Annotated in this window: 21 protein-coding genes and 4 tRNA genes; 6 read left to right on the forward strand and 19 right to left on the reverse strand. The window is 71.5% G+C overall.

The window, feature by feature from the left end; all coding sequences use genetic code 11:
* Nucleotides 1–49: 49 nt before the first annotated feature.
* The 4 genes from DEJ25_RS06595 to DEJ25_RS06610 all read right to left on the reverse strand — a co-directional run bounded on the left by DEJ25_RS06595 (nucleotide 50) and on the right by DEJ25_RS06610 (nucleotide 2,535).
* Nucleotides 50–1,945, reverse strand: a complete 1,896-nt coding sequence (locus DEJ25_RS06595; RefSeq protein WP_111044171.1) for a cellulose binding domain-containing protein — start codon at nucleotides 1,943–1,945, stop codon at nucleotides 50–52.
* 260 nt (nucleotides 1,946–2,205) lie between these two features.
* Nucleotides 2,206–2,280, reverse strand: a tRNA-Val gene (locus DEJ25_RS06600).
* Between the two features lie 23 nt (nucleotides 2,281–2,303).
* Nucleotides 2,304–2,377: transfer RNA gene (locus DEJ25_RS06605), tRNA-Cys, on the reverse strand.
* An 86-nt stretch (nucleotides 2,378–2,463) separates the two neighbouring features.
* Nucleotides 2,464–2,535, reverse strand: a tRNA-Gly gene (locus DEJ25_RS06610).
* A gap of 248 nt (nucleotides 2,536–2,783) precedes the next feature.
* On the opposite strand from DEJ25_RS06610, the gene DEJ25_RS06615 reads away from it, so the two are divergent.
* The 5 genes from DEJ25_RS06615 (at nucleotide 2,784) to DEJ25_RS06635 (ending at nucleotide 9,113) form a co-directional block, all read left to right on the forward strand.
* Nucleotides 2,784–2,856: transfer RNA gene (locus DEJ25_RS06615), tRNA-Val, on the forward strand.
* A gap of 129 nt (nucleotides 2,857–2,985) precedes the next feature.
* Nucleotides 2,986–4,521 (forward strand): DUF3375 family protein, encoded by a 1,536-nt coding sequence (locus tag DEJ25_RS06620; protein ID WP_110902353.1) that lies wholly within the window; start codon nucleotides 2,986–2,988, stop codon nucleotides 4,519–4,521.
* Complete coding sequence (locus DEJ25_RS06625; RefSeq protein ID WP_111044172.1) at nucleotides 4,518–5,363, forward strand: DUF4194 domain-containing protein; 846 nt, start codon at nucleotides 4,518–4,520, stop codon at nucleotides 5,361–5,363. The genes DEJ25_RS06620 and DEJ25_RS06625 overlap by 4 nt, the downstream gene beginning before the upstream one ends.
* A complete protein-coding gene (locus DEJ25_RS06630) occupies nucleotides 5,360–8,725 on the forward strand; it encodes an ATP-binding protein (protein WP_110902355.1) in 3,366 nt (1,121 codons plus the stop codon). Before DEJ25_RS06625 ends, DEJ25_RS06630 begins: the two co-directional genes overlap by 4 nt.
* 46 nt (nucleotides 8,726–8,771) lie before the next feature.
* Nucleotides 8,772–9,113: a hypothetical protein gene (locus DEJ25_RS06635; protein WP_146236656.1), complete on the forward strand. Its 342-nt coding sequence runs from the start codon at nucleotides 8,772–8,774 to the stop codon at nucleotides 9,111–9,113.
* Between the two features lie 213 nt (nucleotides 9,114–9,326).
* Here DEJ25_RS06635 and DEJ25_RS06640 read toward each other — a convergent pair whose 3' ends face one another.
* Nucleotides 9,327–10,790, reverse strand: a complete 1,464-nt coding sequence (locus DEJ25_RS06640) for a peptide MFS transporter (protein ID WP_111044173.1) — start codon at nucleotides 10,788–10,790, stop codon at nucleotides 9,327–9,329.
* Between the two features lie 232 nt (nucleotides 10,791–11,022).
* On the opposite strand from DEJ25_RS06640, the gene DEJ25_RS06645 reads away from it, so the two are divergent.
* Complete coding sequence (locus DEJ25_RS06645; RefSeq protein ID WP_111044174.1) at nucleotides 11,023–13,176, forward strand: acyl-CoA dehydrogenase; 2,154 nt, start codon at nucleotides 11,023–11,025, stop codon at nucleotides 13,174–13,176.
* Nucleotides 13,177–13,335: 159 nt separating this feature from the next.
* Here DEJ25_RS06645 and csrA read toward each other — a convergent pair whose 3' ends face one another.
* The 14 genes from csrA to DEJ25_RS06715 form a co-directional block, all read right to left on the reverse strand.
* Entirely contained in the window at nucleotides 13,336–13,587 is a 252-nt protein-coding gene (csrA, locus tag DEJ25_RS06650) for a carbon storage regulator CsrA (protein WP_111044175.1), read from the reverse strand.
* Nucleotides 13,588–13,656: 69 nt separating this feature from the next.
* On the reverse strand, nucleotides 13,657–14,592 hold the full coding sequence (locus DEJ25_RS06655; RefSeq protein WP_111044176.1) for a hypothetical protein: 936 nt from the start codon (nucleotides 14,590–14,592) through the stop codon (nucleotides 13,657–13,659).
* The gene (locus DEJ25_RS06660) at nucleotides 14,567–16,621 is read right to left on the reverse strand and encodes a flagellar biosynthesis protein FlhA (protein ID WP_111044177.1); all 2,055 of its coding nucleotides are present in this window, start codon (nucleotides 16,619–16,621) and stop codon (nucleotides 14,567–14,569) included. Before DEJ25_RS06660 ends, DEJ25_RS06655 begins: the two co-directional genes overlap by 26 nt.
* On the reverse strand, nucleotides 16,618–17,817 hold the full coding sequence (locus DEJ25_RS06665; RefSeq protein WP_111044178.1) for a flagellar biosynthesis protein FlhB: 1,200 nt from the start codon (nucleotides 17,815–17,817) through the stop codon (nucleotides 16,618–16,620). Before DEJ25_RS06665 ends, DEJ25_RS06660 begins: the two co-directional genes overlap by 4 nt.
* Before the next feature lie 4 nt (nucleotides 17,818–17,821).
* Nucleotides 17,822–18,583: a flagellar biosynthetic protein FliR gene (locus DEJ25_RS06670; protein ID WP_110902363.1), complete on the reverse strand. Its 762-nt coding sequence runs from the start codon at nucleotides 18,581–18,583 to the stop codon at nucleotides 17,822–17,824.
* Nucleotides 18,583–18,858: a flagellar biosynthetic protein FliQ gene (locus DEJ25_RS06675; RefSeq protein ID WP_110902510.1), complete on the reverse strand. Its 276-nt coding sequence runs from the start codon at nucleotides 18,856–18,858 to the stop codon at nucleotides 18,583–18,585. Before DEJ25_RS06675 ends, DEJ25_RS06670 begins: the two co-directional genes overlap by 1 nt.
* A 42-nt stretch (nucleotides 18,859–18,900) precedes the next feature.
* Nucleotides 18,901–19,674 (reverse strand): flagellar type III secretion system pore protein FliP, encoded by a 774-nt coding sequence (fliP, locus tag DEJ25_RS06680; RefSeq protein WP_258366098.1) that lies wholly within the window; start codon nucleotides 19,672–19,674, stop codon nucleotides 18,901–18,903.
* 50 nt (nucleotides 19,675–19,724) lie between these two features.
* Complete coding sequence (locus DEJ25_RS06685; protein WP_110902365.1) at nucleotides 19,725–20,270, reverse strand: flagellar biosynthetic protein FliO; 546 nt, start codon at nucleotides 20,268–20,270, stop codon at nucleotides 19,725–19,727.
* Between the two features lie 4 nt (nucleotides 20,271–20,274).
* On the reverse strand, nucleotides 20,275–20,988 hold the full coding sequence (gene fliN, locus DEJ25_RS06690) for a flagellar motor switch protein FliN (protein WP_111044179.1): 714 nt from the start codon (nucleotides 20,986–20,988) through the stop codon (nucleotides 20,275–20,277).
* Nucleotides 20,985–21,866: a flagellar motor switch protein FliM gene (locus tag DEJ25_RS06695; protein WP_111044180.1), complete on the reverse strand. Its 882-nt coding sequence runs from the start codon at nucleotides 21,864–21,866 to the stop codon at nucleotides 20,985–20,987. The genes fliN and DEJ25_RS06695 overlap by 4 nt, the downstream gene beginning before the upstream one ends.
* A gap of 68 nt (nucleotides 21,867–21,934) precedes the next feature.
* The gene (locus tag DEJ25_RS06700) at nucleotides 21,935–22,858 is read right to left on the reverse strand and encodes a flagellar motor protein MotB (protein WP_111044181.1); all 924 of its coding nucleotides are present in this window, start codon (nucleotides 22,856–22,858) and stop codon (nucleotides 21,935–21,937) included.
* A gap of 2 nt (nucleotides 22,859–22,860) precedes the next feature.
* Nucleotides 22,861–23,673, reverse strand: coding sequence for a motility protein A (locus DEJ25_RS06705; RefSeq protein ID WP_110902369.1), 813 nt, complete (start codon nucleotides 23,671–23,673; stop codon nucleotides 22,861–22,863).
* A gap of 1 nt (nucleotide 23,674) precedes the next feature.
* Nucleotides 23,675–23,956: a flagellar FlbD family protein gene (locus DEJ25_RS06710; RefSeq protein ID WP_110902370.1), complete on the reverse strand. Its 282-nt coding sequence runs from the start codon at nucleotides 23,954–23,956 to the stop codon at nucleotides 23,675–23,677.
* A gap of 124 nt (nucleotides 23,957–24,080) precedes the next feature.
* Nucleotides 24,081–25,670, reverse strand: a complete 1,590-nt coding sequence (locus DEJ25_RS06715; protein WP_111044182.1) for a Na+/H+ antiporter — start codon at nucleotides 25,668–25,670, stop codon at nucleotides 24,081–24,083.
* Nucleotides 25,671–25,679 lie beyond the last annotated feature (9 nt).

The following is a 25,679-nucleotide window of genomic DNA, read 5'->3' on the forward strand; positions in this document are numbered from 1 at the left end:
GCCGTGGTGACGGGCCGCGTGCCGCCGCTGTCGGTGCCGCTCCGCCTGCTCAGCGTGTCGCGCCGGTGACCACCGCATGCGCGAACGACCACTGCGCGTCCCGGACCCCGGAGCACATGTAGGCGCCGATGGACGGGTCGCAGGGCTGGTCGCGGGTGGCCTCCCAGTAGGACAGCACCTCGATGCCGTTCGCCACAGACCAGGCCGCCAGGTCCTGGGCATCCGTGCGGGTGAAGACCTCGCCGGTGTCGTTCAGACCGACCATCGGGGTGATGCCGATCATCGACAGTCGGGCCGGAGCGCTGAGCGCGGCGTAGGCGGGGATCGTGGCGAGCTGGCTCGCGGTCGCCAGGGCGGCGGACTCCGCGGCCGCACCCATCGGCTGGGCCCCCTGTCCGTAGTCCATCGCCATGAGGTTCACGGCGACCGGACGGACACCGGCGACGGCGAGCCCCCGGACGGCGGCGACGCCCTCGCCGAGGAGTCCGGTCGGCATCACCGGCAGGGTGAGCGAGACGTCGAGGTGGCGTCCCTTCGCGGCCTGCGCGGCGACGACCCCGGCGATCGCCGTCGCACGGCGCTGGTTGGCCGCCGTGTCGCCGAGCGCCGTGCCCTCGATGTCGAGGTCGATCCGGTCGACGCCGAACCGGTCGACGACCTGCTGGTAGGCGGCCTGCAGCTTCACCGGGTCGGTGCACCGCAGGGCGAGCTCGCTGTTCACCGCGCCGCCGAACGACACCACGACCTGGCCGCCGCTCGCCTGGAACGCGGCGATGTTCGCATGGAAGTCCTGCGGGCCGCCGATCCGGTAGGCGTCGAAGCCGGCCCAGGCCGGCGTGCAGGCGCTGCCGCCGTTGTCCGACACGACGAACGCCAGCGTGAAGGCACGCATGCCGGTCTGCGCCGCGAAGGCCCGCAGGTCGGCGGTCGGCCACAGCCCGAGGTCGACGTACGGGGCGATCAGGGTCCGACCGGCACGGGGCTGTGTCAGGGGTGCCGGGACCGCGATCGGCGCAGGCGCGGGGGTGCTCGTGGCCGGCGTGCCGGACGGGCCGCCGCTCACCGTGCAGGCGACGTCCGTGCCGGTGGGCAGGTCGAGCACGGTGCACCCGGTCGGGACGACACCGGCGCCGCCTGCGGTCTTCGAGGTGAGCCCGAACGACGTTGCAGCTCCGGCGTCGAGCGAGCGGGCGTAGGACGGGGCGGACGCGATGAAGCCGCCGGTCGTGGCACTCGCGGTGGCGTCCCAGATCGTGTCGACGGTGGCGGCGTAGGTGAACCGGATCCGCCACGGAGCCAGACGCAGAGCGGTCCGGTTCGTCACGCTGACCGAGGACTGGCTGCCGGTCGTCCAGGTGGCGTTGTCCAGCCAACCGACCGCGACCGTGCCGTCCCGCCCGGTGGCCGGCTTCGGCGTGGGAGCGGGCGTCGGTGCTGACGCCGGCGTGGGCGTCGGTGTCGGTGTCGGCGTTGCCGGGGGCTTGCCCGGCGTCGCCACTCCACCGTTGACCGAGCACGGCAGGGCCGCTCCGATGACCGTGCACGAGGTCGGCACCGTCGTCGCCTTCGCGACCTTCCGCGAGTCGATCCGGAAGGACGCCGTCGCACCCTTGGCGATGTCCGGTCGTGCCGTCACCCCGGCGACCGTGAGCGACCCCTTCGCGCTCGAGACCTTGCGGACGTCGCGGAACGTCCGCGCGTCGGACGCGTACGCGAACTCGATCGTCCATCCACGCCAGGTGGCACCGGACCCGTTCGTGACACCGACCGTGGAACGGAAGCCGGTGGCCGTCACGGCGCTGTTCTTCCACGACACGGACACCTTCGGACTCGCCGCTGCGAGGGCCGGCACCGCGGTGACCGTCGTCGCGCTCACCGTGGTCGCGAGCATCACCAGGAGCACCGCCGCGGGCAGGAACCGTCGCATCGGGGTCGGACGCCGCATGGTGCCACTCCTCGGGTCGGGAACCGCCCACCGCCCCTCGGGCCGGGCGTCACGTTCCGTCGGCCCCTATCGGCAGTGCACCCGGATCCGTCGGTGCCAGCCGCAGAGTTCTCCGGACGGGAGCGGCCGTGCGGGACCATCGCCGTCTCGCCTCTCGCCTCTCGCCCCTCGCCCCGCGTTCCGAGCCGACGCGGTCGCACGAGGTGTCCCGACGGCGGGAACGACGAAAGCCCCCGGCATTCCTGCCGGGGGCTTCTTCGTGGTGGGCGATACTGGGATCGAACCAGTGACCTCTTCCGTGTCAGGGAAGCGCGCTACCGCTGCGCCAATCGCCCAGATGAGTTCCGCCGGAGCGGACTGGAGGTGGGGACGGGATTCGAACCCGCGTGGACGGCTTTGCAGGCCGCTGCCTCGCCTCTCGGCCACCCCACCATCAAGGTCCACGTCTGGCGTAGTACCCGATCGGTGGGATACCTCTTCTGGAGAGTTGCTGCCTTCCGGAGAAGACAGGCACCTCGAGCGGATGACGAGATTCGAACTCGCGACCCTCACCTTGGCAAGGTGATGCGCTACCACTGCGCCACATCCGCATGGTCTGACCTGAGTCACACCGGTGTTGTCCGACCCGCTCTCGCGGCGACTCGTAAACTGTACCCAGTTCACGCTGTTTCTCCAAAACCGGTTCCGTTCACCGGGCGTGTCCCCCGAGTTCATGCGGATCGGCGGGGTCTCCACGGGCCTCCAGTGCGCCCGCCCGGCCGGCGACGCGCGCGACGAATGGCCGGTGTTCCGACCACGGTCCGACATCCGCTACTATCGATCCGCACGCAAGTGCGAGGGGCGATTGGCGCAGTTGGTAGCGCGCTTCGTTCACACCGAAGAGGTCATCAGTTCGAGTCTGGTATCGCCCACGTGCCCGTTCCGGGCAAGCAGAACACCCGAAGAGCCCGACGCCACCGCGTCGGGCTCTTCGCATCCCACGAGCCGTCCGACCACACGACCCGTACAGCCACACGACCCGTCCGACCACCAGGGGCAGCATGACCGACGTCGACCTCGAGTTCGCCCGGGTCCGCCAGGTGCTCGACCGTCCGACGCTCCGACTCATGTCCCGTCCGACGAGTGCCGCGGTCGTCTCGGTGTTCCGCACGGTGTTCGACCGCGACGTGCAGTACGTCCCGGCCGACCGGATGCACCTGCAGGTCGAGGAACACGTCGCCCGACTGCAGGCGACCGGTGCGCGGGTGCCGGCGGGCGACTCGCCCAGCGGGGACCTGCCGGCGGGCGAGGCACCGCGTCCCAACGGTCGGTCGCTCTGCCGCGAGTGGGTGGCGGCACAGTGGCTCGTCCGCTCGAACTCCCCCGACGGTGACGAGCAGTACAGCCTGACGAGTCACGCCCTCGAAGCCCTGAGCCTCATCGACGCGCTGTCGTCCGAGCGCGCGCTCATCAGCGAGAGCCGCCTGGCGATGATCGTCGACGCCGTGCACCGTTGGGCCGCCCGTGCCGAACCCGACCGGGACACCCAGGTCCGCCGGCTCGACGCCCAGATCGCGGAGCTGCAGGCCGAGCGGGACCGCCTGGCCCGCGGTGACGAGGTCGTCACGGTCGATGAGGACCGGATGCGCGACGGCTACACGAACCTGACCGACCTGATCCGCCAGCTCCCGAGCGACTTCAAGCGGGTCGAGGAAGCGGTGGCGACCATGCACCGCGAGATCGTCGAGGACTTCCGACAAGAGGTGCGTCCGATCGGCGAGATCCTGGACGACTACCTGGCCCGGACCGACAACCTCATGGAGTCCACGCCCGAGGGCCGGGCGTTCCAGGGAGCCTTCGAGCTCCTGCGCGACGACGCGTTGCTCCTCCGGCTCCGGGACGACATCACCACGATCCTGGAACACCCGTTCGCGAGCTCGCTCAGCGCGACCGAGCGCCGGACCTTCCGGGGCACGGTCGGCATCCTCCGTCAGGGCATCGAGGACGTCCTCGCCCAGCGCCGGATGCTCACCGCCACGCTGCGCGACCAGATCGTCGCGCACGACGTGGTGCGGGACCGCGAACTCGACGCCGTGCTGCGTTCGGTGAACCGCGGACTCGCGGCCTGGATGGACACCGGCTCGGCGCGCGACCGGGTCCCGCTCGGCCTGCTGCCCCCGTCCGCCGCGGTCGGGACGCTCCGCGAGAAGTTCTACGACCCGGACGCCGAGTCCGCACCACCGCCGCTCGAGGAACCCGACGACGACGTGTTCGAGGACATCGACGTCGAGTCGCTCCGCCGCCACGGCGGTCCGCTGCTCGCCGAGCTGCGCGACGTCCTGGCGCACGCCGCGACCGGCTCGAGCGTGGACGCCTTCCACACGCTGCCCGCCGAGCAGCGACGCCCCGTCGAGCTCTTCGGACTCGCCCACCTGCTCACCGGACACCAGGACTTCGAGGTGGGCACGGCCTCCGCGCCGCACCACACCGTCCGCCCCGACGGCGAGCCGGTCACCTTCCACATGCCCACCGCAGCGCTCGTCCCCGCGGGCGATGCTCCGGGCCCCGACGACGAACCCGGCCAGGAGGCACCGTGAGCGACACGACGCCAGCACCCGTCCACGACGAGGTCGCGTTCGAGGACGCCTCCGGCGTGGACGCCGACGGAGCCGTCGACTTCGCCGGCGAATTCTCCGGCGAATTCTCCGGCGACGCACTCGCGGAGCGTGACGAGAGCACGTTCGCGCTGTTCGAGGGCGACGAGGGCCGCCTCGACGAACCGCAGCGCCGCGCCCTGGTCGCCCTGCTGCGGCACCCCTACGTCAGTGCCCGCACGCACGTGGACGAGTGGCGTGCGGTCCTGGACGCCGAGCACCAGCTCCGGTCCCGACTGAACGACCTGTTCCTCGAACTCCACGTCGACCGGGACCGCGAGGTCGCCTTCAAGCGCCAGGCCCGCTCCGAGAGCACCCGCCGCGGCTTCCCGACCCTGCTCCGCGACGCCCCGTACACCCGCGAGGAGACGATCGTCCTCGTCTACCTGCGGATGCGACTGCGTGCCGACGCCCGTCCCGGCCCCGACCAGGTCGTGGTGGACCGGACCGAGATCCTCGGGCACGTGTCCGGCTTCCGACCGGCGACCGCGACCGACCGCACCCGTGACGAGGCCCGCGTGGCGAAGGCGGTCGAGCGACTGGTGACGGCCCGGGTGCTGCTGAAGACCTCCGACCCGGACCGCTTCCGGATCGCGAGCGTCGTCGAGGTCCTCCTGCCCCTCGAACGACTGGTCGAGCTCGACACGTGGTTGACGAGCACCACGCTGCGGAACGCGACCACCGACGGTGGTGCGGCGTCCGACGAGGGTGATCCGACCCTCCTGACCGATGACGACACGGACACCGACACCGACACCGACGAGACCGAGGAGGACCGCGCGTGAGCACCGTCGACATCGACACCACGGGCATCCCCGCCCTGTTCGACACCGTCGCGCAGTGGCGCGCCGAGTCCATGCAGGTCGTCAACTGGGGCGGTTTCCAGGGCCACCGCCAGGTGGAGCTCTCCGGGACGGCGACCCTGATCTCGGGTGCCTCGGGGACCGGCAAGTCGACGCTGATGGACGCGTACCTCGCGGTGATGATGCCGTCCGACGTGCCGTTCAACGGCGCCTCGAACGACGCGACGACCGGCCGGGCGCGCAGCGCGGACCAGCGCAACCTGCTCACCTACCTGCGCGGCAAGGTCGACACCCGGCGTGACCCGGAGACCGGTGCGCTCAAGGACGTCACGCTCCGCGGCGACGAGCAGACCACCTGGGGCGCCGTCGCGGTCACGTTCCGGAACGACGACGAGCGGCGGTTCACGGTCCTCCGCGCCTACATCGTGCCCCGCCGTGCCCGTGGTGTGGCGGACATCCAGATGACCATGGCGACCGTCGACGACGTGTTCGACCTGCGCCGACTCGAGGACTTCGTGCCCTCCCGGTTCGCGCACCTGGAACTCACCGGCCGGATCCCGGGGCTCGTGATCCGTGACACCTACCAGGAGCTCGCGTACACGCTGCAGACCCGGCTGGGCATCGGCGACTCCGGCGGCGGGAACCGCGCCATGCGCCTGCTCGCCCGCATCCAGGCCGGTCAGCACATGCCGACCGTCGACGCCCTGTACAAGTCGCTCGTGCTCGAGACCCCCGGCACCTACGAGGCGGCGGACCGCGCGCTCGCCCACTTCGCCGCCCTCGACGAGGCGTACGAGGCGATGGACACCGAGGAACGCAAGGTCCGCATCCTCTCCCCCATCAGCGAGCTGCACGACGAGATCGAACGGTCCCGGGCGGCAGCGGCGGCGCTCGACGGCATCGCGACCGGCGCGGACGTCTCGCCCTTCGCGCACTGGACGGCGTCCCGCAAGCGGGAGCTGCTCGACCTCGAGGTCGAGCGGAACACCCGCGAGCGGACCGCCACCCGCGCCGAGGTCGAGGCCGCCTCGGCCCGGCACGCCGCGGTGGAGGTCGAGCTCCGCGACGCGGAGGCCCGACTGCGCGACTCCGGCGGCAACGCGCTGGCGCAGCTCGAGGACCGCATCGACCGCGGCACCCGGGAGCGCGCCGCCGTCGCCCGCGCCCGCGAGGTCTTCGACGAGCGCACCGCGCCCCTCGGCGAACCGTTGTCCACCGAGGCCGAGTTCACCGAGGCCCAGCGCGCCAGCCACGAGTTCCTCGGCACCTACCCCGCTCGGCGCGACGACCTCGACAGCCGCCGCGACGCCCTGACCCGCGAGGAGTACCCGCTCCTCGACCGCGAGCGGACCCTGCGTCAGGAGCGTCGGTCGCTCGAGCACCGCCAGGGCGCCATGCCGCTGCCGATGCACGAAGCCCGCGTCGCGATGGCCCGCGCCGCCGGCATCGACCCCGCGGAGGTGCCGTTCGTCGCCGAACTCCTCGACGTCCTGCCAGCCGAGGAGCAGTGGCGCACTGCGATCGAGTCCGTGCTGGCCCCGGTCGCCCGCACCCTGCTCGTCGACGAGGACCGCCTGGACGACTTCAGCGCCGCGATCGACGCGCTGCGTCTGCCCGTCCGGGTGCAGTTCGAGGGCGTCCCGATGGGTCCGCACATCGACCTGCCCGGCGACAGCTCGATGGTCTCCGGCAAACTCGCGATCAAGCCGTCGCCGTTCAGCACCTGGGTCCGCGAGCGCATCGAGTCCGACCGGATCGACGCCCGCTGCGTCGAGGACGCCGCCGACCTCGGCGGGGGTGGCCGACGTGTCACCGTCGCCGGGCAGCTCCGCGACGGCCGCCGCGGCGCACACGGCGACCGCCGCCAGGCGAACGTCATCGGCTTCACGAACGAGTCCCGGGTCCGCTCCGTCGAGACGGAGCTCGCCGAGATCGCCGCCGACCTCACCGCCCTGGAGGCCCGCCGCACCGACATCGCGCAGGACCTGGCCGCCCTCGACACGCTCCGCACCGCGCACCGACACCGCGTGGACGTCACGTGGGACGCCGTCGACGTGGCCGGCGCCGACGCGTCGCTCACCCGACTGGAGGACGAACGCCAGGCGCTCCTGGCCGCCGACGACGGACTGCGGACTCTCCGCGCGTCCGTCGCCCGGCTCCGCGCGGCACTCGACGACGCCGCCGACCGTCGCGCCGCCGCACGGCTCAGCGTCAAGCGTCTGGAGGAACGACACGCGGTGCTCGTCGACGGCCAGGACGCCGCCAGCGAGATCCTCGAGCGGTTCACCGACGCGCCCGAGCGGCTGCCGGACGAGCAGCAGGAACGTCTGCTCGCCGAGGCCTTCGACGAGGTCGGGGCACCCGAGGGCGTCGACGGTTTCGACGACGCGACCAAACGCCTCCGGCGGCGACTCGAGGAGCGCCTGTCGCAGGCCCTCGACGGTGCCGCGACCGCCTCGGTGGCACTCACCACGACGTTCGAGCGCTACCAGGACGCCTGGCCGGACCCGAACCTCGGCACCGGGGTGGCGTCGTACCCCGACTACCGCGCGATCCTCGACCAGATCGTCGCCACGGGCCTCCATGCGCGACGCAGCGAATGGCGTCGACGGCTGTCCCAGTGGAGCGGCGAGGACCTCGTGCCGCTCTCCGGCGCGTTCGACCGCGCGGTCGTGGAGATCGAGGAGCGCCTCGAACCGGTCAACGAGATCCTGCGCGACCTGCCGTTCGGCGCGAACCGCGACCGACTGAAGATCGTCATCCGCCGCGTCACGCGCGAGGACGTCACCCAGTTCCGCAGGGAGCTCCGCGCCCTGTCCGCCTCGGTCGACACCGAGTTGACCGACGACGTCCTCGAGACACGGTTCCGACGCCTGCGCCGGTTCATGGCCGTCATCCGACCCGACCCGGAGTCCCCGCGCGGGCGCACCACGCAGCGGGACGCCGTCCTGGACGTCCGTCGGCACATGGAGATCACGGCCGTCCGCTACGACACGGCGGGTGACGACCTCGGCGTGTACTCGTCCCTCGGTGACAAGTCCGGTGGCGAGACGCAGGAGCTCGTGGCGTTCATCGTCGGTGCGGCGCTCCGCTACCAGCTCGGCGACGAGACCCGGCCCCGACCACGGTTCGCGCCGGTGTTCCTCGACGAGGCGTTCATCAAGGCAGACTCCGAGTTCGCCGGCCGTGCGGTGACCGCGTGGCTGCGACTCGGCTTCCAGCTCGTGGTCAGCGCGCCGCTCGACAAGGTCACGGCCCTGGAACCGTCGATGGAGCGGCTGCTGTCGATGCGGAAGCACCCGGACACCGGGTACTCGTCCGTCACCCAGATCCGACGGGACTGAGCACGGTCCAGGCTCGCTGCCGGTGGTCCGGCGGTAGGGTCGTGGCGTGTTCGGACGTCGCGCTCCCCGCCCTGCTGCTCCCGACGACTCCGCCGGGGCGGTGCCGCCGGACGTCCCGGTCCTCGGCATCGGTGCCGTCGTCCGGGTGGTCCCGTCGGACCGCGGCGACCAGTGGGCGGACGACCCGATCGGGTTGATCGTCGCTCCGGGAGGCGCGCAGCTCGCCGGGTACGCCGGTGCCGGGGTCCGCGTGGCCTGGGTCGTCGAGTTCGACGAGCCCGCCTACACGACGGACGGCCGCGGCCCGTTCGAGCGCGCGACCGTCCAGAGTCGTCAGTTGGTGCCGATCCCGATGGAACCGGAGACCGTGGACGCCGGAGCGTCCTGACCGGTCAGTACTCTTCGGAGCCGGACTTCATCATGGCGGCGACGGCCAGGCAGGTGCCGAACCCACCGAGGACGCCGATGCCGATGATGATGCCTGCGATGAGCTCGAGCATGGGGGTGACTCCTCGTGATCTGGTGCCGGTCTGGCGGGGCCGGTCTGCTGCGCTCCAGGCTACCGGACCGTGCCCGTCGGACGTGCGGTGCCGCGCGTCAGCTAGCGGATGCCGCGCATGAGTCGCAGCACCGGCCGGGCGATCACCAGCAGGACGACACCGACCACGACGGCGACCAAACCGAGGACCGTGAAGTACGGCGCCTCGTGCTCCGGGTCGTAGTACCGGGAGAGCACGCCGGTCAGCGCGGTGCCGAGCGACACCGACAGGAAGAACAGCGCCACCATCTGCGTCTGGAACTTCGGCGGCGCGAGCTTCGTGGCGACGGACTGCCCGGTCGGTGACAACAGCAGTTCTGCGACGGTGAACACGAACAGGATGCCGACGAGGGCGAGCAGCGGCGTGCCGTTCTCACCGGTGCCGACGAAGGGCAGGAAGAGCAGGAACGCCACGCCCATGATCCCCGTCCCCAGGCCGAACTTCGTCGGCGTGGACGGTTGGCGGTCGCCCAGGCGGGTCCAGAGTGCGGCGAAGAGTCCCGACAGCACGATGATCATGACCGGGTTGATCGACTGCGCCCACGACACGGGCATCGTGAAGCCGAACAGGTCACGGTCCAGGCGCTGGTCCGCGTAGACCGTCACGACGGTGAACTGCTGCTGGTACAGCGACCAGAACACCGCGCTGCCGATGAACAGCGGGATGAACGCGAACACCCGGGAGTGCTCGTCGGGGGTCAGGCCACTGGACAGGATCACGACGAAGTAGGCGATGGTCGCGACGACCACCACGACCACCACGACCACCGGCAGCGTCGACACGGTCAGCAGTCCGGTGAGCACGGCCACCGCGATGACGACCAGTCCGGCGACCGCCACGACGACGGCCAGCGGGTAGCGCGACCGCGGCAGCGGGTTCGTCACGTGCTGCACGGCGTCGGGCAGGTTCCGTCGGCGGATCGCGTACTGCACGAGTCCCGCGCCCATCCCGACCGCGGCGAGCCCGAAGCCGTAGTGGAAACCGAGCGTCGACTGCAGCAGTCCGGTGAGCAGTGGCCCGGCGAACGCGCCGAGGTTCACGCCGAGGTAGTACAGCGAGAAGCCGGCGTCGCGCCGCGGGTCGTCGCGTGTGTAGAGCGACCCGACGATCGTCGTCGCGGTGGCCTTGAGGCCGCCGGAGCCGAGCGCGATCGGCACGAGCCCGACCCCGATGCCCGCGACCCCGGGGACCAGGGCGAGCGCGATGTGACCGAGCATCACGACGACGGCGCTGCGGAAGAGCGTCCGGTCGGCGCCGATCAGACGGTCGGCGACCCACGCGCCGAGGATCGTGAAGAGGTACACCGAGCCGCCGTAGGCGCCCATGATGCCGTTCGCCACCCCCTGGTCGATGCCCAGGCCACCCCGCGTGAGCGAGTAGTACATGTAGAGCAGGACGATGCCCTGCATGCCGTAGAACGAGAAGCGCTCCCAGAGCTCGACGGCGAACGGAGTGGACAGCTCGAACGGCTGCCCGAAGAAGGTGCGTCCGCTGCCGCGCCGGTCCGGCTTCGTGGTGCTCGACATGCCGGCCAGTGTGCCCCCGGAACGAGGGACGCGCCGATTCCCCACCAGGGTCCCCACGGGTGTCTCGGGCGGGTCTTGGAGGGTTCCCACCAACGACGAGGTGCGGCCGGCCGAACCGGTTGTGGCCCTGGCACGGCTGTCATGCCATCCGCAACACGGGTGCCTACGCTGGCTTGGTCGGACCGCCCTGCAGTGACGCGGTCCGTCCACCGTGCAGTTCAGGAGGCACCCGATGGTCGACACCGCACCAGTCCGCAGCAACACCGAGCGCCGTCCGAGCAGCGCCGGTCCGACCGGCACGCCGGGCTCGGACACGCGAGCCTCCGGCAGCGCGCCGAAGGCCGACGCCACGGGCGACCCTGCAGCCGGCACCCCGACCGGCGGCACGGACACCGACGTCCGGATCGACGTCGACCTGCTCGCCGAGCACCTGCTCGGTCGCTGGGCCGAGGACCGCCGGATCTCCCGCCGTCTGGCCCGCGACCCCGCGTTGCACAAGATCGAGGGACAGCCGATCGCCGAGCACCGCGCCCGGGTCCTCGAGCAGCTCCGCATCCTGGTCGACGCCGGGGCGATCCAGCGTCCCTACCCGCCGGAGTTCGGCGGCCAGGACAACCACGGCGGCAACCTGGCGGCGTTCGAGGAACTCACCGTCGCCGACCCGTCGCTGCAGATCAAGGCCGGCGTGCAGTGGGGCCTCTTCGCCTCGGCCGTGCACCACCTGGGCACCGAGCGGAACCACCGCGAGTTCCTGCCCGGCATCATCGCCTTCGACGTCCCCGGCTGCTTCGCGATGACCGAGACCGGCCACGGCTCGGACGTGCAGAACATCGCGACGAGTGCGACCTACGACCCGGAGACGCAGGAGTTCGTCGTGCACACACCCTTCCGCGGTGCGTGGAAGGACTACATCGGCAACGCCGCCCTGCACGGCAAGGCCGCGGTCGTGTTCGCCAAGCTCGTCACGCAGGGCATCGACCACGGGGTGCACGCCTTCTACGTCCCGCTCCGCGACGACGACGGCTTCCTGCCCGGAGTCGGCGGCGAGGACGACGGGGTCAAGGGTGGACTGAACGGCATCGACAACGGCCGGCTCTGGTTCGACCACGTCCGGATCCCCCGCACGAACCTCCTCAACCGCTACGGCGACGTCGCCGAGGACGGCACGTACTCCTCGCCCATCGAGTCCCCCGGCCGGCGCTTCTTCACCATGCTCGGCACGCTCGTGCAGGGCCGGGTGTCGCTCGACGGCGCCGCGGTCGTCGCGCAGAAGGTCGGGCTGCAGATCGCCCTGACCTACGCCATGCAGCGTCGGCAGTTCCCCACCGGTGACGGGCAGGAGGGCGTGCTCCTCGACTACGGCCGGCACCAGCGCCGTCTCATCCCGCGTCTGGCGACCGTGTTCGCGCAGTCCTTCGCCCACGAGAAGCTGCTGCAGACCTTCGACGACGTGTTCAGCGGGCGAGCGGACACCCCGGAGCGTCGCGAGGACCTCGAGACCCAGGCAGCGGCGTTCAAGTCCATGTCCACCTGGTCGGCACTCGACACGCTGCAGGAGTGCCGCGAGGCGACCGGCGGCGCCGGGTTCCTCGCCGAGAACCGCATCACGGGCCTCCGCGCCGATCTCGACGTCTACGTGACGTTCGAGGGCGACAACACCGTCCTGCTGCAGCTCGTCGGCAAGCGCCTGCTCACCGACTTCCGCAAGGCCGCACCGCGCGACGCCGCCTCGACCGCGAAGTTCGTCGCGACCCAGGTCGGGTCGAAGCTCGCCGATGCCACGGGCCTCCGCCGGCTGGGCCAGACCGTGTCCGACCGCGGTTCGCTCGCGGCCTCGGTGGCCGACCTGCAGGACAGCGGGACGCAGCGCGCGCTGCTGGCCGGGCGCGTCGAGACGATGGTCACCGAGATCGGGATGCGCCTCCGGACCGCCGGCAAAGACCGCGCCCGCGCGGCCGTGCTGTTGAACCGGTCGCAGCACGAGCTCATCGAGGCGTCGAAGGCGCACGCCGAGCTCATGCAGTGGGACGCCTTCACGGACGCGATCGCCGACGTTCCGCCGGGAGACACCCGGACCGTGCTGGTCTGGCTGCGCGACCTGTTCGCCCTCGGGTTGATCGAGCAGCACCTCGACTGGCACCTGCTGCACGGTCGGCTCTCGGCGCAGCGTGCCCGAGCGGTCTCGGCGTACGTCGACCGGCTCGTGGCGCGGATCCGTCCGGTCGTCCCGCAGCTCATCGAGTCCTTCGGGTACGAGCCGGCGCACGTCCGCTCCCCCATCGCTGCCGGTACTGAGCAGGCACGACAGGACGAGGCCCGGGCCTGGTACGTCGCCGAGCGTGCTGCGGGTCGGCTCCCCGAGCAGGAGAAGAAGCCCCGGCCGTAGGCGCGGCGCGCGCGGCGCCGAACGCCCGGCGGCGGGGACCCGCACAACAGGAAACCTCCCGAACCGCGGGATACCGCGGTTCGGGCGGGATGCGGTTGGGCGCAGCCGAACGGCGCTGCGGCAGCAGGCAGCGGCGGCGCGGCAGCAGGCCGCAGCGCGTCAGTCGGCAGCGGGCGGCCGCGGGGCGCCGAGTGCGGCGCGCAGGCGTGCTTCGGCGTCGTCGTCGGCGCCTGCGGCAGCGGCGACGTTCGCCTCGGCCACGGCACGGACGACCTCTTCGCGCTGGATCTTCACGCCACGAGGGGCGTCGATCCCGATGCGGACGCCGTCACCGCGGGAGTCGAGCACCGTGATGACGATGTCGTCACCGATGAGGATCCGCTCGCCGACCTTCCGCGTGAGTACCAGCACCGCACCAGCCTAGCGACTCCCCCGCCGCCAGCCCGGCAGCGACGAGCACCAGGCGGCGGCGAGCATCGGTCAGAGCGTCCGGACCGGGACCCCGAGCAAGCGGACGGTCTCCGGGGTGCTCGTCTCCTCGGCGCCGATCGCCAGGATGCCGGCGATCGGGACGCCGACCTCGACCACGGCGCTGAGCATCGTGACGGCGTCCTCGTGCTTCCGCCCGACGTCGACGACGACCCACACCTGGTCCGGTGCGAGTGACGTGGTGGTCGCCACGTCGGTCCACGCCGCGACCGCGAGCAGTGCGACGCCGTCGCGCACGGCGTCGGCGCGGGCGAGGATGCCGCTCCGCCGGTCCGAGGCCGCCGTGGCACGCAGGCCGTGCCGACTCGCGAACACCCCGGCGGCGGCGTCGACGTCGGTGGCGCGGCCGACGAGCAGGACGAGGTCACCGTCCGCCGAGCGGACCGCGGGTGCGGGTGCGGGTGCCGGAGCGGAGGGGACACCGGTGGTCGAGGGGGCGCGCAGGTCGGCCCACGGGTCGGTGTCCGGGCCTCCCGGCAGGCTGGTCACGGACGGCACCGCACCGTCGGTCGCGGACGGGAGGCCCGGCTCGACCGCGGCCGGTCGGGTGGCGGCCCGGCGCGGCGGGGCCAGTCCGTCCGCGGCGAAACCGTCGAGGACCGACGCGAAGGCGTCCGCCCGGACGGTGGCGGTGCCGTCGGAGTCGGCGATGCGGGACTCGGCTGCCTCGGCGTCGGCGAGGAGCGCCGCGATGCCCGCTCGCTTGGCCGGGGAGGAGGCGATCGCGACGCGGGCGGTCGGCGGGTCGAGCGGGTCGGGGACCTCGATGACGGCCTCGACGTGGGCCTTCCGGAACAGCCCGGCCACCCCGCCGGTGGTGACGCGTTCGGCGGAGACGATGCGCGCGCCGGGGCCGAACTCGGCGAGGACGCCGGCGCGGACCTCGTCGAGCGTCGCGCCGCTACGCTGCGATCGGATCGGCGGCACGGACCACCCCCACGGTCTCGATGGTGGAGCCCGCGGCGGTCGCCTCCTGGTACGACAGCACCGGCAGCCCGTTCGCCTGCGCCGACACCATGCGGTGCACGGCCGGGCGGAGCTGAGGGGCACAGACCAGGACGGCGGACAGGCCCTGGTCCTCGACGGCGCGGACCGAGTCCCGGACGGAGCCCAGGACCTGTTCGATCCGGTGCGCGTCGAGGAGGATCTGGCTGCCCTGCTCGGACGGCCGGAGCCCCTCGAGCATCGCCTGTTCGAGCACCGGGTCGATCATGATGACACGGAGCACCGTGCCGTCGAGGTGTCGGGCGGCCAGTGCCGGACCGAGCGAGGCGCGAGCCGACTCGACCAGGCCCTCGGGGTCGGTGGAGACCTTCGCGCGGAGGGTCAGCGCCTCGCAGATCCGGCCGAGGTCGTTGATCGGCACCCGCTCGGCGAGCAGCCCCTGCAGGACCCGCTGCAGTTCGGCCATCGAGAGCATCCCGGGCACGAGCTCCTCGACGGCGGCGGGGTTGACCTGCTTGACGCCCTCGGCCAGGACCTTGACGTCCTCGCGGGTGAGCAGCCGGGCAGCGTTGTCGCCGATCACGGCCTGCAGGTGGGTCACCAGCACGGACACGCGGTCGATGACGGTCGCGCCGGTCATCTCGGCGGCGTGCCGGAGTTCCGCGGGGACCCACTTGCCGGCGAGGCCGAACACCGGCTCGACGGTGGGGTCACCGGGCAGGCCGTCGAGCTGTTCGCCGAGGGCCAGGACGCTCCGCGCGGGGGCGGTGCCGCGACCGGCCTCGACCCCGGCGATCCGGATGGCGTAGGTGGCGGGCGGGAGGTCGATGCTGTCCCGGGTCCGGACCGGCGGGACGACGATCCCCATGTCGATGGCGATCTTGCGGCGGAGTGCACGGACCCGGCCGAGCAGGTCGTCGGAGGCGCCGGAGACCATGTCGACGAGGTCGGGGGCGAGCAGGATCTCGAGGGCGTGCACGCGCATCTGCTCGAGGAGGTCCTCGGGGGTGTCGCTCGCCGGGGCGGCGGCCGCGAGCGCCTGCTGCTCGGCGGCCGTGGCGGCGGCACGCTTCGCGTTCTGGCCGATCCGCCACCCGGTGAAGAGCAGGCTCGCGCCGATGAGCAGGAACGGCAGGATCGGCATGCCGGGGATGAACCCCATCGCGATCGCGGCAGCGCCAGCGATCATCAGGGCGGTCCGGGACTGTGACAGCTGGTCGGAGGCCGACGTGCCGATGTCGGACTCGGCGCCGGAGCGGGTGACGATCATGCCGGTCGACACGGCCATCAGGAGCGCGGGGATCTGCGACACGAGGCCGTCACCGATGGTGAGGATGCCGTAGTGCGAGAGCGCGTCCGTGATCGACATGCCGTTCTGCAGCATGCCGATCGCGATGCCGCCGACGAGGTTGATGACGAGGATCAGGATGCCGGCGATCGCGTCGCCCTTGACGAACTTCGACGCGCCGTCCATCGCGCCGTAGAAGTCGGCCTCGGCGGACACCGCCGCGCGGCGCTCCTTGGCCTGTTCGTCCGTGATGAGTCCGGCGTTGAGGTCGGCGTCGATGGCCATCTGCTTGCCGGGCATCGCGTCGAGGGTGAAGCGCGCACCGACCTCGGCGACGCGCTCGGCGCCCTTCGTCACGACGACGAACTGGATCACCACGAGGATGAGGAAGATCACCGCGCCGATGATGACCGAGCCGGCCACGGCGACGTGCCCGAACGCCTGGATGACGTCGCCTGCGAAGCCCTGCGCGAGCACGAGGCGGGTCGAGGCGACGTTGAGCCCGAGCCGGAACAGCGTCGCGACGAGCAGCAGCGACGGGAACACCGAGAAGTCGAGCGGCTTCTTCACGAACAGCGTGGTGAGCAGGATCACCAGCGCCAGCAGGATGTTGCAGATGATGAGGACGTCCAGCAGGAACGGTGGCACCGGCAGGATCAACAGCAGGATGATGCCGACGATGAGCACCGGTACGGCGAACTTCGGCAGGTCGGCGCGCTTCATGCGGGGAGGGCCTCTCCGGGAGTGGGTTCGGTGACGGGACGCGGGGTCCGGAGCTTGCGGGGTCGGACGTCGCCGCTGAGCGTGGTCGGGTCGAGCACGGTGGCGACCTCCTCCGGGGTGGTGGGGCGGGGCGGGGTGTGCGTGCCGGCGGTGGCACCGCGGGCGGCGAGCGTCATCACGAACGACAGGACGCGGGCGACGGGTGTGTAGAGGTCGACGGGGATCTCCTGCCCGAGCTCGCACGCGGCGTGCAGGGCACGGGTGAGCGGGATGTCCTGGACCATCGGCACCCGTTCCGCGGTGGCCTTCAGGCGGATTGCGTCGGCGACGGGTCCGGCGCCCTTCGCCACGACCCGGGGTGCGGACTTGCCGGCCTCGTACTTGATCGCGACGGCGTAGTGCGTCGGATTGGTCATCACGACGTCGGCGGTGCCGATCGCGGCGATCATCCGGTTCCGGCTGGCGGCGAGTTGGCGGGAGCGACGTTGCGACTTCACGAGCGGGTCACCCTCGGCCTGCTTGTTCTCGTCCTTGACCTCGCGCTTGGTCATCATCGTCCGCTTGCGGTTCCGGCGGATGACGACGAACACGTCGAGCGCGGCGAGGACGAGCCCGGCCGCGATCGCGGCACGGAGCAGGGTGCCCGCGCCGGCTCCGGCAGCTTCGAGGACGCTCGTCAGCGGCAGCGAGCCGCTCGACATGAGCACGGGGACGAGTCCCTGCACGGCGAACCACAGCACGAGACCGACGACCGCCGTCTTCAGCAGTGCCTTCACCCCGTTCCAGAGCGCCTGCGTACCGAACACCCGCTTCACGCCGGCGACGGGATCGAAGTGGTCCGGCTCCGGGGTGAGCTTCTTGATGTGCACCCCACCCTGGGCGACCGCGACGGCGAGCACCGCGACGGCGACGACGGCGAGCATCGGGCCGATCGTGCTGCCGATCGAGGCGAGGGCGTCGTCGAGGACGTGCCGCATGGTGCCGATGCTCGGGTCAGCGATGACGAGGGTCACGGCGTGCAGCTGCTGCTGCCCGGCCGCCGAGGCGTGCCCGATCGTGGACGGGACCATCAGCGCGGCGACGGCGATGCCGATCCAGGCGCTGAGGTCCTGCGACCGGCCGAGCTGCCCCTTGCGGTGCACCTCGCGCATCCGCTTGTCGGATGCCTGTTCGGAGCGTTCTCCACTGTCCGACATGCCGTCACCCCCTGCCCGTGATCGCCTGGACGGCGTCACCCGTGAGGGACGACACGACGCTCGGCAGGGCCATGAAGAGCGCGCCGGCGAACAGGACGGTGAGGCCGATCTTGATCGGGAAGCCCATCTGGAACGCGTTCAGGGCGGGGGCGACGCGGGTGAGCAGGCCCAGGCCGACGTCGGCGAGGAACAGCACGACGACGAGCGGGCCGGCGATCTGCAGTGCCGCGAGGAACATCTGCCCGAACGCCGCGACGAGCATCGGCGCGATCCCGTCGATCGGGAAGCGGCCGTCCACGAGCGGCACGCCGTCGAAGGACCGGACCAGCCCGCCGATGATCAGCTGGTAGCCGCCAGAGGCGAACAGCAGCGCGAGCGAGGCCATCTGGAACAGCCGGGTGAACTGGGCGCCGTTCACCTGCGACTGCGGGTCGTACGCCTGCGCGAGCGTGAACCCGCCGAACAGGTCGACGAGCGCGCCCGCGGACTGCACGGCCGCGAACACCAGGTACACCATGAAGCCGAGCACCAGTCCGACGAGCAGCTGGGTGACGAGGGCGACGAGGAAGGCGGCCGTGTCGAGCTGCTCGTACCCGGCGGTGACCTTCGGGGCGACGCCGATCGCGAGGCCCAGGCCGAGGATCACCTTTACGACGCCGGGGAACGCCTTGTACGAGAACGGCGGGGCGACCACGAAGAACGCGACGAGCCGGACGCCGGCGAGCATCGTGCCCTCGAGCCGGGCGGCGTCGAAGACCAGGTCCATCAGCCGCTCCCGAGCAGCTTCGGGATCATGTCGAACGCCACGTGCGTGAAGGCGATCATCTCGGAGATCATCCAGTTGCCGCAGACGACCAGGGCGATCGCCACGGCCAGGGCCTTCGGCACGAACGAGAGCGTGACCTCCTGGATCTGGGTCACGGACTGGAACAGCGAGATCGCGAAGCCGACGACGAGCGAGGTGATGAGCACGGGCGCCGCGAGCTTGCCGGCGACCAGGAGCGCCTGGAGGGTGAGGTCGATGACCGCCTGCTGGTTCACGAGAGCCCCCCGGGCACGGTGTCGGGTCCGGACCACGTCGCGCTAGACAACGTGGTAGCTCTCGATGAGCGAGGTGATGATGAGTCCCCAGCCGTCGACCAGGACGAACAGCAGGATCTTGAAGGGCAGCGAGATCATCACCGGCGGGAGCATCATCATGCCCATCGACATCAGGGCTGCGGAGACGACGAGGTCGATCACCAGGAACGGGATGAAGATGACGAACCCGATGATGAACGCGCTGCGGAGCTCCGAGATGATGAACGCCGGGATGACCGTCGTCATCGGCACGGCGGACATGTCCTTCGGGTTCGCCTGACCGGCGGCGCGGGTGATGAGGGCGACGTCCTCGTCGCGGGTCTGGTGCAGCATGAACGTCCGGAGCGGCTTGGTGCCGATCTCGACGGCCTGCTGGAAGTCGAGGTGCCCGGCCAGGTACGGCTGCACGGCGTCGTCGTTGACGTGCCCGATGACGGGTGCCATCACGAACAGCGACAGGAACAGGGCGAGTCCGGCGATCACCTGGTTCGGCGGGATCGACTGCAAGCCGAGCGCGTTCCGGGTCATGGCGAGGACGACGAAGATCTTGGTGAACGAGGTCATCATCAGCAGCAGCGCCGGTGCGACGCTGAGCAGCGTGATCCCGATCAGGGTGACCACGGCGGAGGACGGCGTGCCGTCGGGGCCGTTGACGTCGACGCTGAAGCCGCCGGTGGACGGCGTCGGCGGGGCGGTCGGGGCCGCGGGGGCGGTCGGCTGGACCACACCGGCCGCGTGGGCGCCGGTCGTGGTGAGCATGAGGAAGCCGGCCACCATCGTCAGTCCGAGGAGGACGAACAGCAGCACCCTGCCCGTGCGGGCCGCGCTCACCCGGTCCGCCGGGAGCGGAGCGCCGACGCCGCCTGGCGCCAGGTGTCCGCGGAGAGGACCGAGCCCTGCAGCTGCGTGGCCGTCGGGACGAGGGCGTTGGTGCGCGGCGCGGCGCGTCGGCCGCGCGGCCGCAGCGGCAGTGGATCGGTGGGCGTCCCGGCGGACGCGGTGTCGGACTGGAGGCTGGGTGCGGCCTGGTCCTGCCGGTCCAGTTCCGCACGGAACGCGTCCGCCGTCGGCAGTGCGACCGGGCCCGTCACGATCGTGAGTTCCGGCGCGGGTGCCCGGCCGCTCGTGAGGAGGGTCACGCCGTGCTCGGCCACGCCGAGGACGAGCCGCTCCCCGTCGACGTCGACCACGACCACGCTCGCCTTGCCGCCGATGCCCTGACGGGCGACGACCTCGAGTGACGCCGAACGACGCCCCCGGGTACGTCCCGCGCCGAACTGCCCCTTCTGCATGCGGCGGTGCAGCACCCACATGAGGGCGAGCACGACACCGAGGGAGAGCGCGACGCGGAGTGCGATGACGAGCGTGTCCACCGGGTCAGACCGTCTCGGCGACGTCGAGGATCTTGGTGATGCGGACGGCGTAGTCCTGGTCGACGACGACGACCTCGCCGTGCGCGATGAGCCGTCCGTTGAGGAGCACGTCGGCGGGGGCACCGGCGGAGCGGTCGAGTTCGACGACGGCACCGGGCTCCATGCCGAGCACGTCCCGCACCGACATCCGGGTGCGGCCGATCTCGACGGTGAGGGTCATCTCGACGCTGTTGATGCGGCCGAGGTTGCCGGCGGACAGGACCGGCGCGGCCGCGATCGGCTCGGCGACGATGCCGTTCTCGCGGATCCGGATCGCGACCCAGCCCATCGGCTGCCCGGCGCCGGTCAGGGCGAACACCACGGCCTCCGGGTCGGCGACCAGGGCGACGGCGGAGTCGCGGCGGCCCTCACCGAGCACGCCGGCACCGAACGGGGCGACCGCTGCCTCGAGGGACGGGCGGAGGACGTCGGCGACGGACACGAGGCCGGCGTCGACGCCGCCCGCTGCCGTGATGGCGGCGAGGTCGAGCAGCACCACGGCGAGGTCCGCGGAGACGCCACCGACGAAGGAGGCGACCACGGCGTCGGCGGCACGTGCCTGCAGGTCGGCGGACGGGCCTCCCGGCTGGGCGACCGCAACGAGCGGGACGGCGGTGGGCAATGCGCTGGCGAGCGCCTCGGCGGCGGTCGTGTGCAGGGTGGAGGTGACGGCGGTCATGCGGACGGCTCCGATGGGGTGGTGGTGACGACGACGCCCGCGAGCCGCGAGCCGTTCGCGCCGACGGCGGCGGTGCCGACGGGTTCACCGTCGACGGAGATGGTGAGTGGGCGGTGCTGCGGGTGCGGCAGCGGCAGGACGTCGCCGACGGCGAGGCCGAGGACCTGTGCCGGCAGGACGGTGGCCGGGGCGAAGCGGAGCGAGACGCCGACCGGCACCGACGCGAGCTGCGCGTCGAGCAGTGCCTTCGCGTCGGCGGTCGAGACGTCGGCCGGGCGGTCGACGAGCTGGGGCAGGACGGCCTCGGCGGGCAGGGCTAGCGTGCCGGCGGCGATGCGCTCCCCCACCCGGATCTCGAACGACACGACGATCATCAGGTCGGACTTCTGGGCGGCCTGGGCGAACTGGCTGTTGAACTGGAAGGCCCCGGCGGTGACGGGCTGGTCGAGCAGCCCGCCGAGGGAGTAGCGGAGGTCGTCGAGGGCGTCCTCGACCAGGCGGCGCACGAGGGCCTGCTCGATCGGGGTGAACGTCCGCTCGGGTGTCGGCAGCGGCTTCGAGGCGCCGAGCGAGTGTGACACCCAGGCCAGGGCGGCGTCGAGCGGGACCTGCAGGACCCCCTTGGCGGTGACTCCCTCGATGGGCAGCAAGACCATCCCGGTGAGTGCGGGCAACGACGCCGCGTACTCGTCGTAGGTCATCATCGCGACCTGCTCGCAGGTGACCTGGCTGAGGACACGGACCTTCGCGGTCAGCTGCGTGCCCCACTGCCGCGCGAAGGTCTCGAAGGCGAGCTCGAGGACCCGGGCGTGCTCGCGAGCGAGCGTCGACGGGCGCGCGAAGTCGTACACCTCGGGCGCGGTCAGGGTCTCGGTCACGAGTCGTACTCTCGGCTGCCCGGGGGCGGCCGTCAGCTCTGGCCCCTCTTCTGGGGCGACGGTCGCGCCTACCCGGAGCGCGCTCCGTCCTGCGCCTTCGCGAGGCTCGGCATGAGGGCGCTGACGTCCTGGTCGGCGTTCGACAGGACCACGATGTCGACGCGGCGGTTCAACGCGAGGTCCCCGTCCGTGCTGCCCTTCGCGAGCGGCCGGCTGGACCCGAAGCCGACGGACTGGATCCGGGCGGCCGGCATCCCGCCCCGTTCGACGAGGTCACGGAGCACCCCGGTCGCGCGGGCGGCGCTGAGCTCCCAGTTCGTCGCGTACGGAGCGGTGGAGTTCCGGCTGTCGGCGTGTCCCTCGACGCTGACGTCGTGGTCGGCGCCGCGGAGGACCGGGGCGATGGCGTCCATGATCCGCTTCGCCTGGTCCGACAGGTCGGCGCTGTTCGTCCCGAAGTACGTCTCGCTGCCGATCAGCCGGACGGTGAGTCCGCGGGCGTCGACCGTGAACTGCACGTTGGAACTCTGGCCGGCCTCGTCGAGGTTGCCCTTGATCGCGGCCTCGATGGCTCTGAGGTCGTCGAGCTCCTCCTGCGCGGCCTTCACGTCCGCCTTGGCCGCGGTCTGCGGCACGACGGTGGACGCCGGGTCGACGTTGGTGTCCTTCGCCCCCGAGGCCGCGGTGGAGTGGTCCGCGTGCGCCTTGTCGGTCGAGTAGCCGGAGCCGTCCTCGACCTGGTCCTTCGTCACGACGGTGCCGGAGGCGGTGTCGACCTTCTGCGACTTCACTTCGCCGAACCCGGTGGCGAGCGAGTTCTTCAGCGCCATGTACTTCTCCTGGTCGACGGTCGACATGGCGAACAGCACGAGGAACATGCACATCAGGACCGTGATCATGTCCATGTACGAGGCCATCCAGCGCTCGTCGGGGTGTTCGGCCTCGTCGTGGCCGCGCTTCTTCCGACCGCGCCCCCGGGGGTTGGCGCTCATGCTCAGGCCGCCAGCTGCTGGTCGTCGGCGCCGGCCTTGACCTTGGCGCTCTTGCCCGATGCACCACGGGCGCTCGGCGGCACCATCGCGGTGAGGCGCTCACCGAGGAGCCGTGGCTGGCTGCCGGCCTGCACGGCCAGGAGGCCCTCCATCAGCAGTGTCTGCCGGTCCGACTCGAGCTGGGCGAGCTTCCGGAGCTTCCCGCCGATCGGCAGCCAGAGGAAGTTGGCGGTGAGCAGACCCCACAGCGTCGCGACGAAGGCACTGGCGATGAGCGGGCCGAGTTCGTCCGGCTTGCCGAGGTTCGCCAGGACGTGGGTCAGGGAGACGACGGTGCCGATGATGCCGACTGTCGGGGCGAAGCCGCCGAGCCCCATGAAGAACGCACTCGCGCTCCGCATCGGCGCGGCGTTCGACTCGATCTCGTCCTCGAGCAGGATCCGCAGCTCGTCGCCGTCGGTGCCGTCGGCGATGTTCTGCAGCGCCTTCTTCATGAACGGGTCGTCGTGCTTGTCGGCCTCCTGCTCGAGCGCGAGCAGGCCGTTCGAACGGGCGGTCTCGGCCAGTCCGACGACGTCGTCGATGACGGCCTGCGGCGGGGTGACCTTGCCGGTGAACGCCTTCGGCGCGGACCTGAACGCCGAGAGGGCGTCCTTCAGCGTGGTGCTCGCGATGCCGCAGCCGATGGTGGCGCCGAAGACCAGGAGCATCGGCGCGGGGAGGAACAGACCGCCGAGTTCGACGTGCTCCATCTCGACCATGCCGAAGAGTGCGCCGAAGGCCAGGAGGATGCCGATGATGGTCGCGATGTCCACGTCAGCGACCTCCGTCCTGGGCGCGGAGCGGAGCGACCGGGGCGAGGGTCGGCTGCGGGCCGGTGCCGTCGCGGCCGACGGGCCGGTCGGTGCCGTACGCCATGCTGACGATGCGTGCTCGGTACCCGGCGATGCGGTCGATGACCTCGGCCAGCGACTCGCGGACGATGTACTTCGCCCCGTCGACCATGATGAGCGTCGTGTCCGGCGTCTCCTGGATGCGCTCCACGAGATCGGGGTTCACAGCGAAACCGCTGCCGTTCAGTCGCGTGACGACGATCATGGCCCGTCCTGGTTCTCGATCGACCCGCCGCCGTCCGTGGGGCAGGTGTTCGACCGCCCGTCCGTGGGTGGTCAGTGCGCACTATCGGCGGACTCGGTCGGTCCGTAAGGAGGGGGACGGATCGTCAGCCGCGCTGGTCGAGCCGGAGCAGTCGGGTCTCCTCGGCGTCGTACTCGGCGCGGACCTGCCGCAGGACCAGGTCGTCGATCTCACCCTGGTCGCGCAACCGCAGGACCGTCGCCGCCTTCAACCGGACGAGTGCGAGCTCGAGTTCGACCGCAGCGCCGCGCTGGACCAGCAGCGGGTGCTCCTCGTCGTCGCTCTCCTCGGCCTTGACGAGCGCCAGGTGACCCTCGTAGTCCTCGCGGATGCGGTCGACGATCTCCGCTTCGGCACCGGTCTTCCGGGCCAGCCGCGGCAGCGCGTCGAGAGCTTCCTCCAACGCCGTGCGCTCAGCGGATCGGCGCTCCTCGAGGACCTCGCCGCTGCCGTCGAAGGACGCCCAGCGCACGACGGCCGGCAGCACGAGCGACTGCCCGACGATGGTGACCACCACGACACCGGCGGTGACGAACACGATGAGGTCGCGGTCCGGGAACGCGCCACCGCTCTCGACCAGCCGCGGGACGGCCACGGCGGCGGCGAGCGAGACGGCACCGCGGAACCCGGTCAACCCACTGACCAGCCGGTCGCGGTGTCCTTCGCGGGGCGAACCTCCCGTCCGCAGCGTGACGAGCCGCACCGTCCCCCAGGTGAGGTTGAGGAACGCGAAGCGCAGGACGACCACGGTGACCGAGACGATCCCGATCAGGCCGAGGCCCCGGGCGATCTCCTGCCCGGCGAGCTCCCGGACCGCGATCGTCGCCTCGATCCCGACCAGCACGAACAGGGCGCCGTTGAGCAGGAACGTGCTGAAGGACCAAAACGACCGCACCTGCTGGCGCGTCTCGGCCCGGTCGAGCTTCGGCGCGACCTGGCTGACGACGAGCCCTGCCACCACGACCGCGAGGACGCCGGAGGCACCCACCGCCTCGGCAGCGAGGAAGGCGGCGAACGGCACCAGCAGCGTCAGCAGGTTCTCGAGCACGACCGCGTGGATCCGACGGAGGACGAGCATCCCGAGCCACGACGTCACGAGTCCGGCCGCGATCCCACCGAGGTAGGACAGGAGGAGCATGCCGGACACGTTCCAGACGGTGAGCTCCTGCTCCCCCGCCGTGACCGCGACCGCGATGCCGTAGATGACGAGCGTCGTCCCGTCGTTCACCAGGGACTCCGCGCGCAGGACGGTCGTGTTCCGACGTGGCAGCGACCGGGTCAGCGCACCGACCGCGGTGGCGTCCGTCGGTGCGACCGCGGCACCGAGCACCCACGCGGGGCCCCAGGGCATCCCGAGCAGGTGCAGGATCGTCGCCACACCGCCGGCGGTGAGCACGACCAGGAGCGTGCCCATCAGGACGATGCCGCGCAGGTTGTTCCGGATCTCGCGGAGCGAGATCGTCAGGCTCTCCCAGTAGAGCAGTGCCGGCAGGAACAGGAAGAGCACCACGTCGGCGGGTAGCTCCAGCTTCCCGAACGCGGGGATGAAGGCGATCGCGGCCCCGAAGGCGAGCAGGAGGACCGGGGGCGCGACGCGCAGCCGGTCCGAGACGGCGGTCGCGACGGCGATCGCCACCACGAGCACGACGACGAGTTCGGGCGCGATGAGTTCCATGGGGAGTCC

This window comes from Curtobacterium sp. MCPF17_011 (genome assembly GCF_003234145.1).
Taxonomy (GTDB): Bacteria; Actinomycetota; Actinomycetes; order Actinomycetales; family Microbacteriaceae; genus Curtobacterium.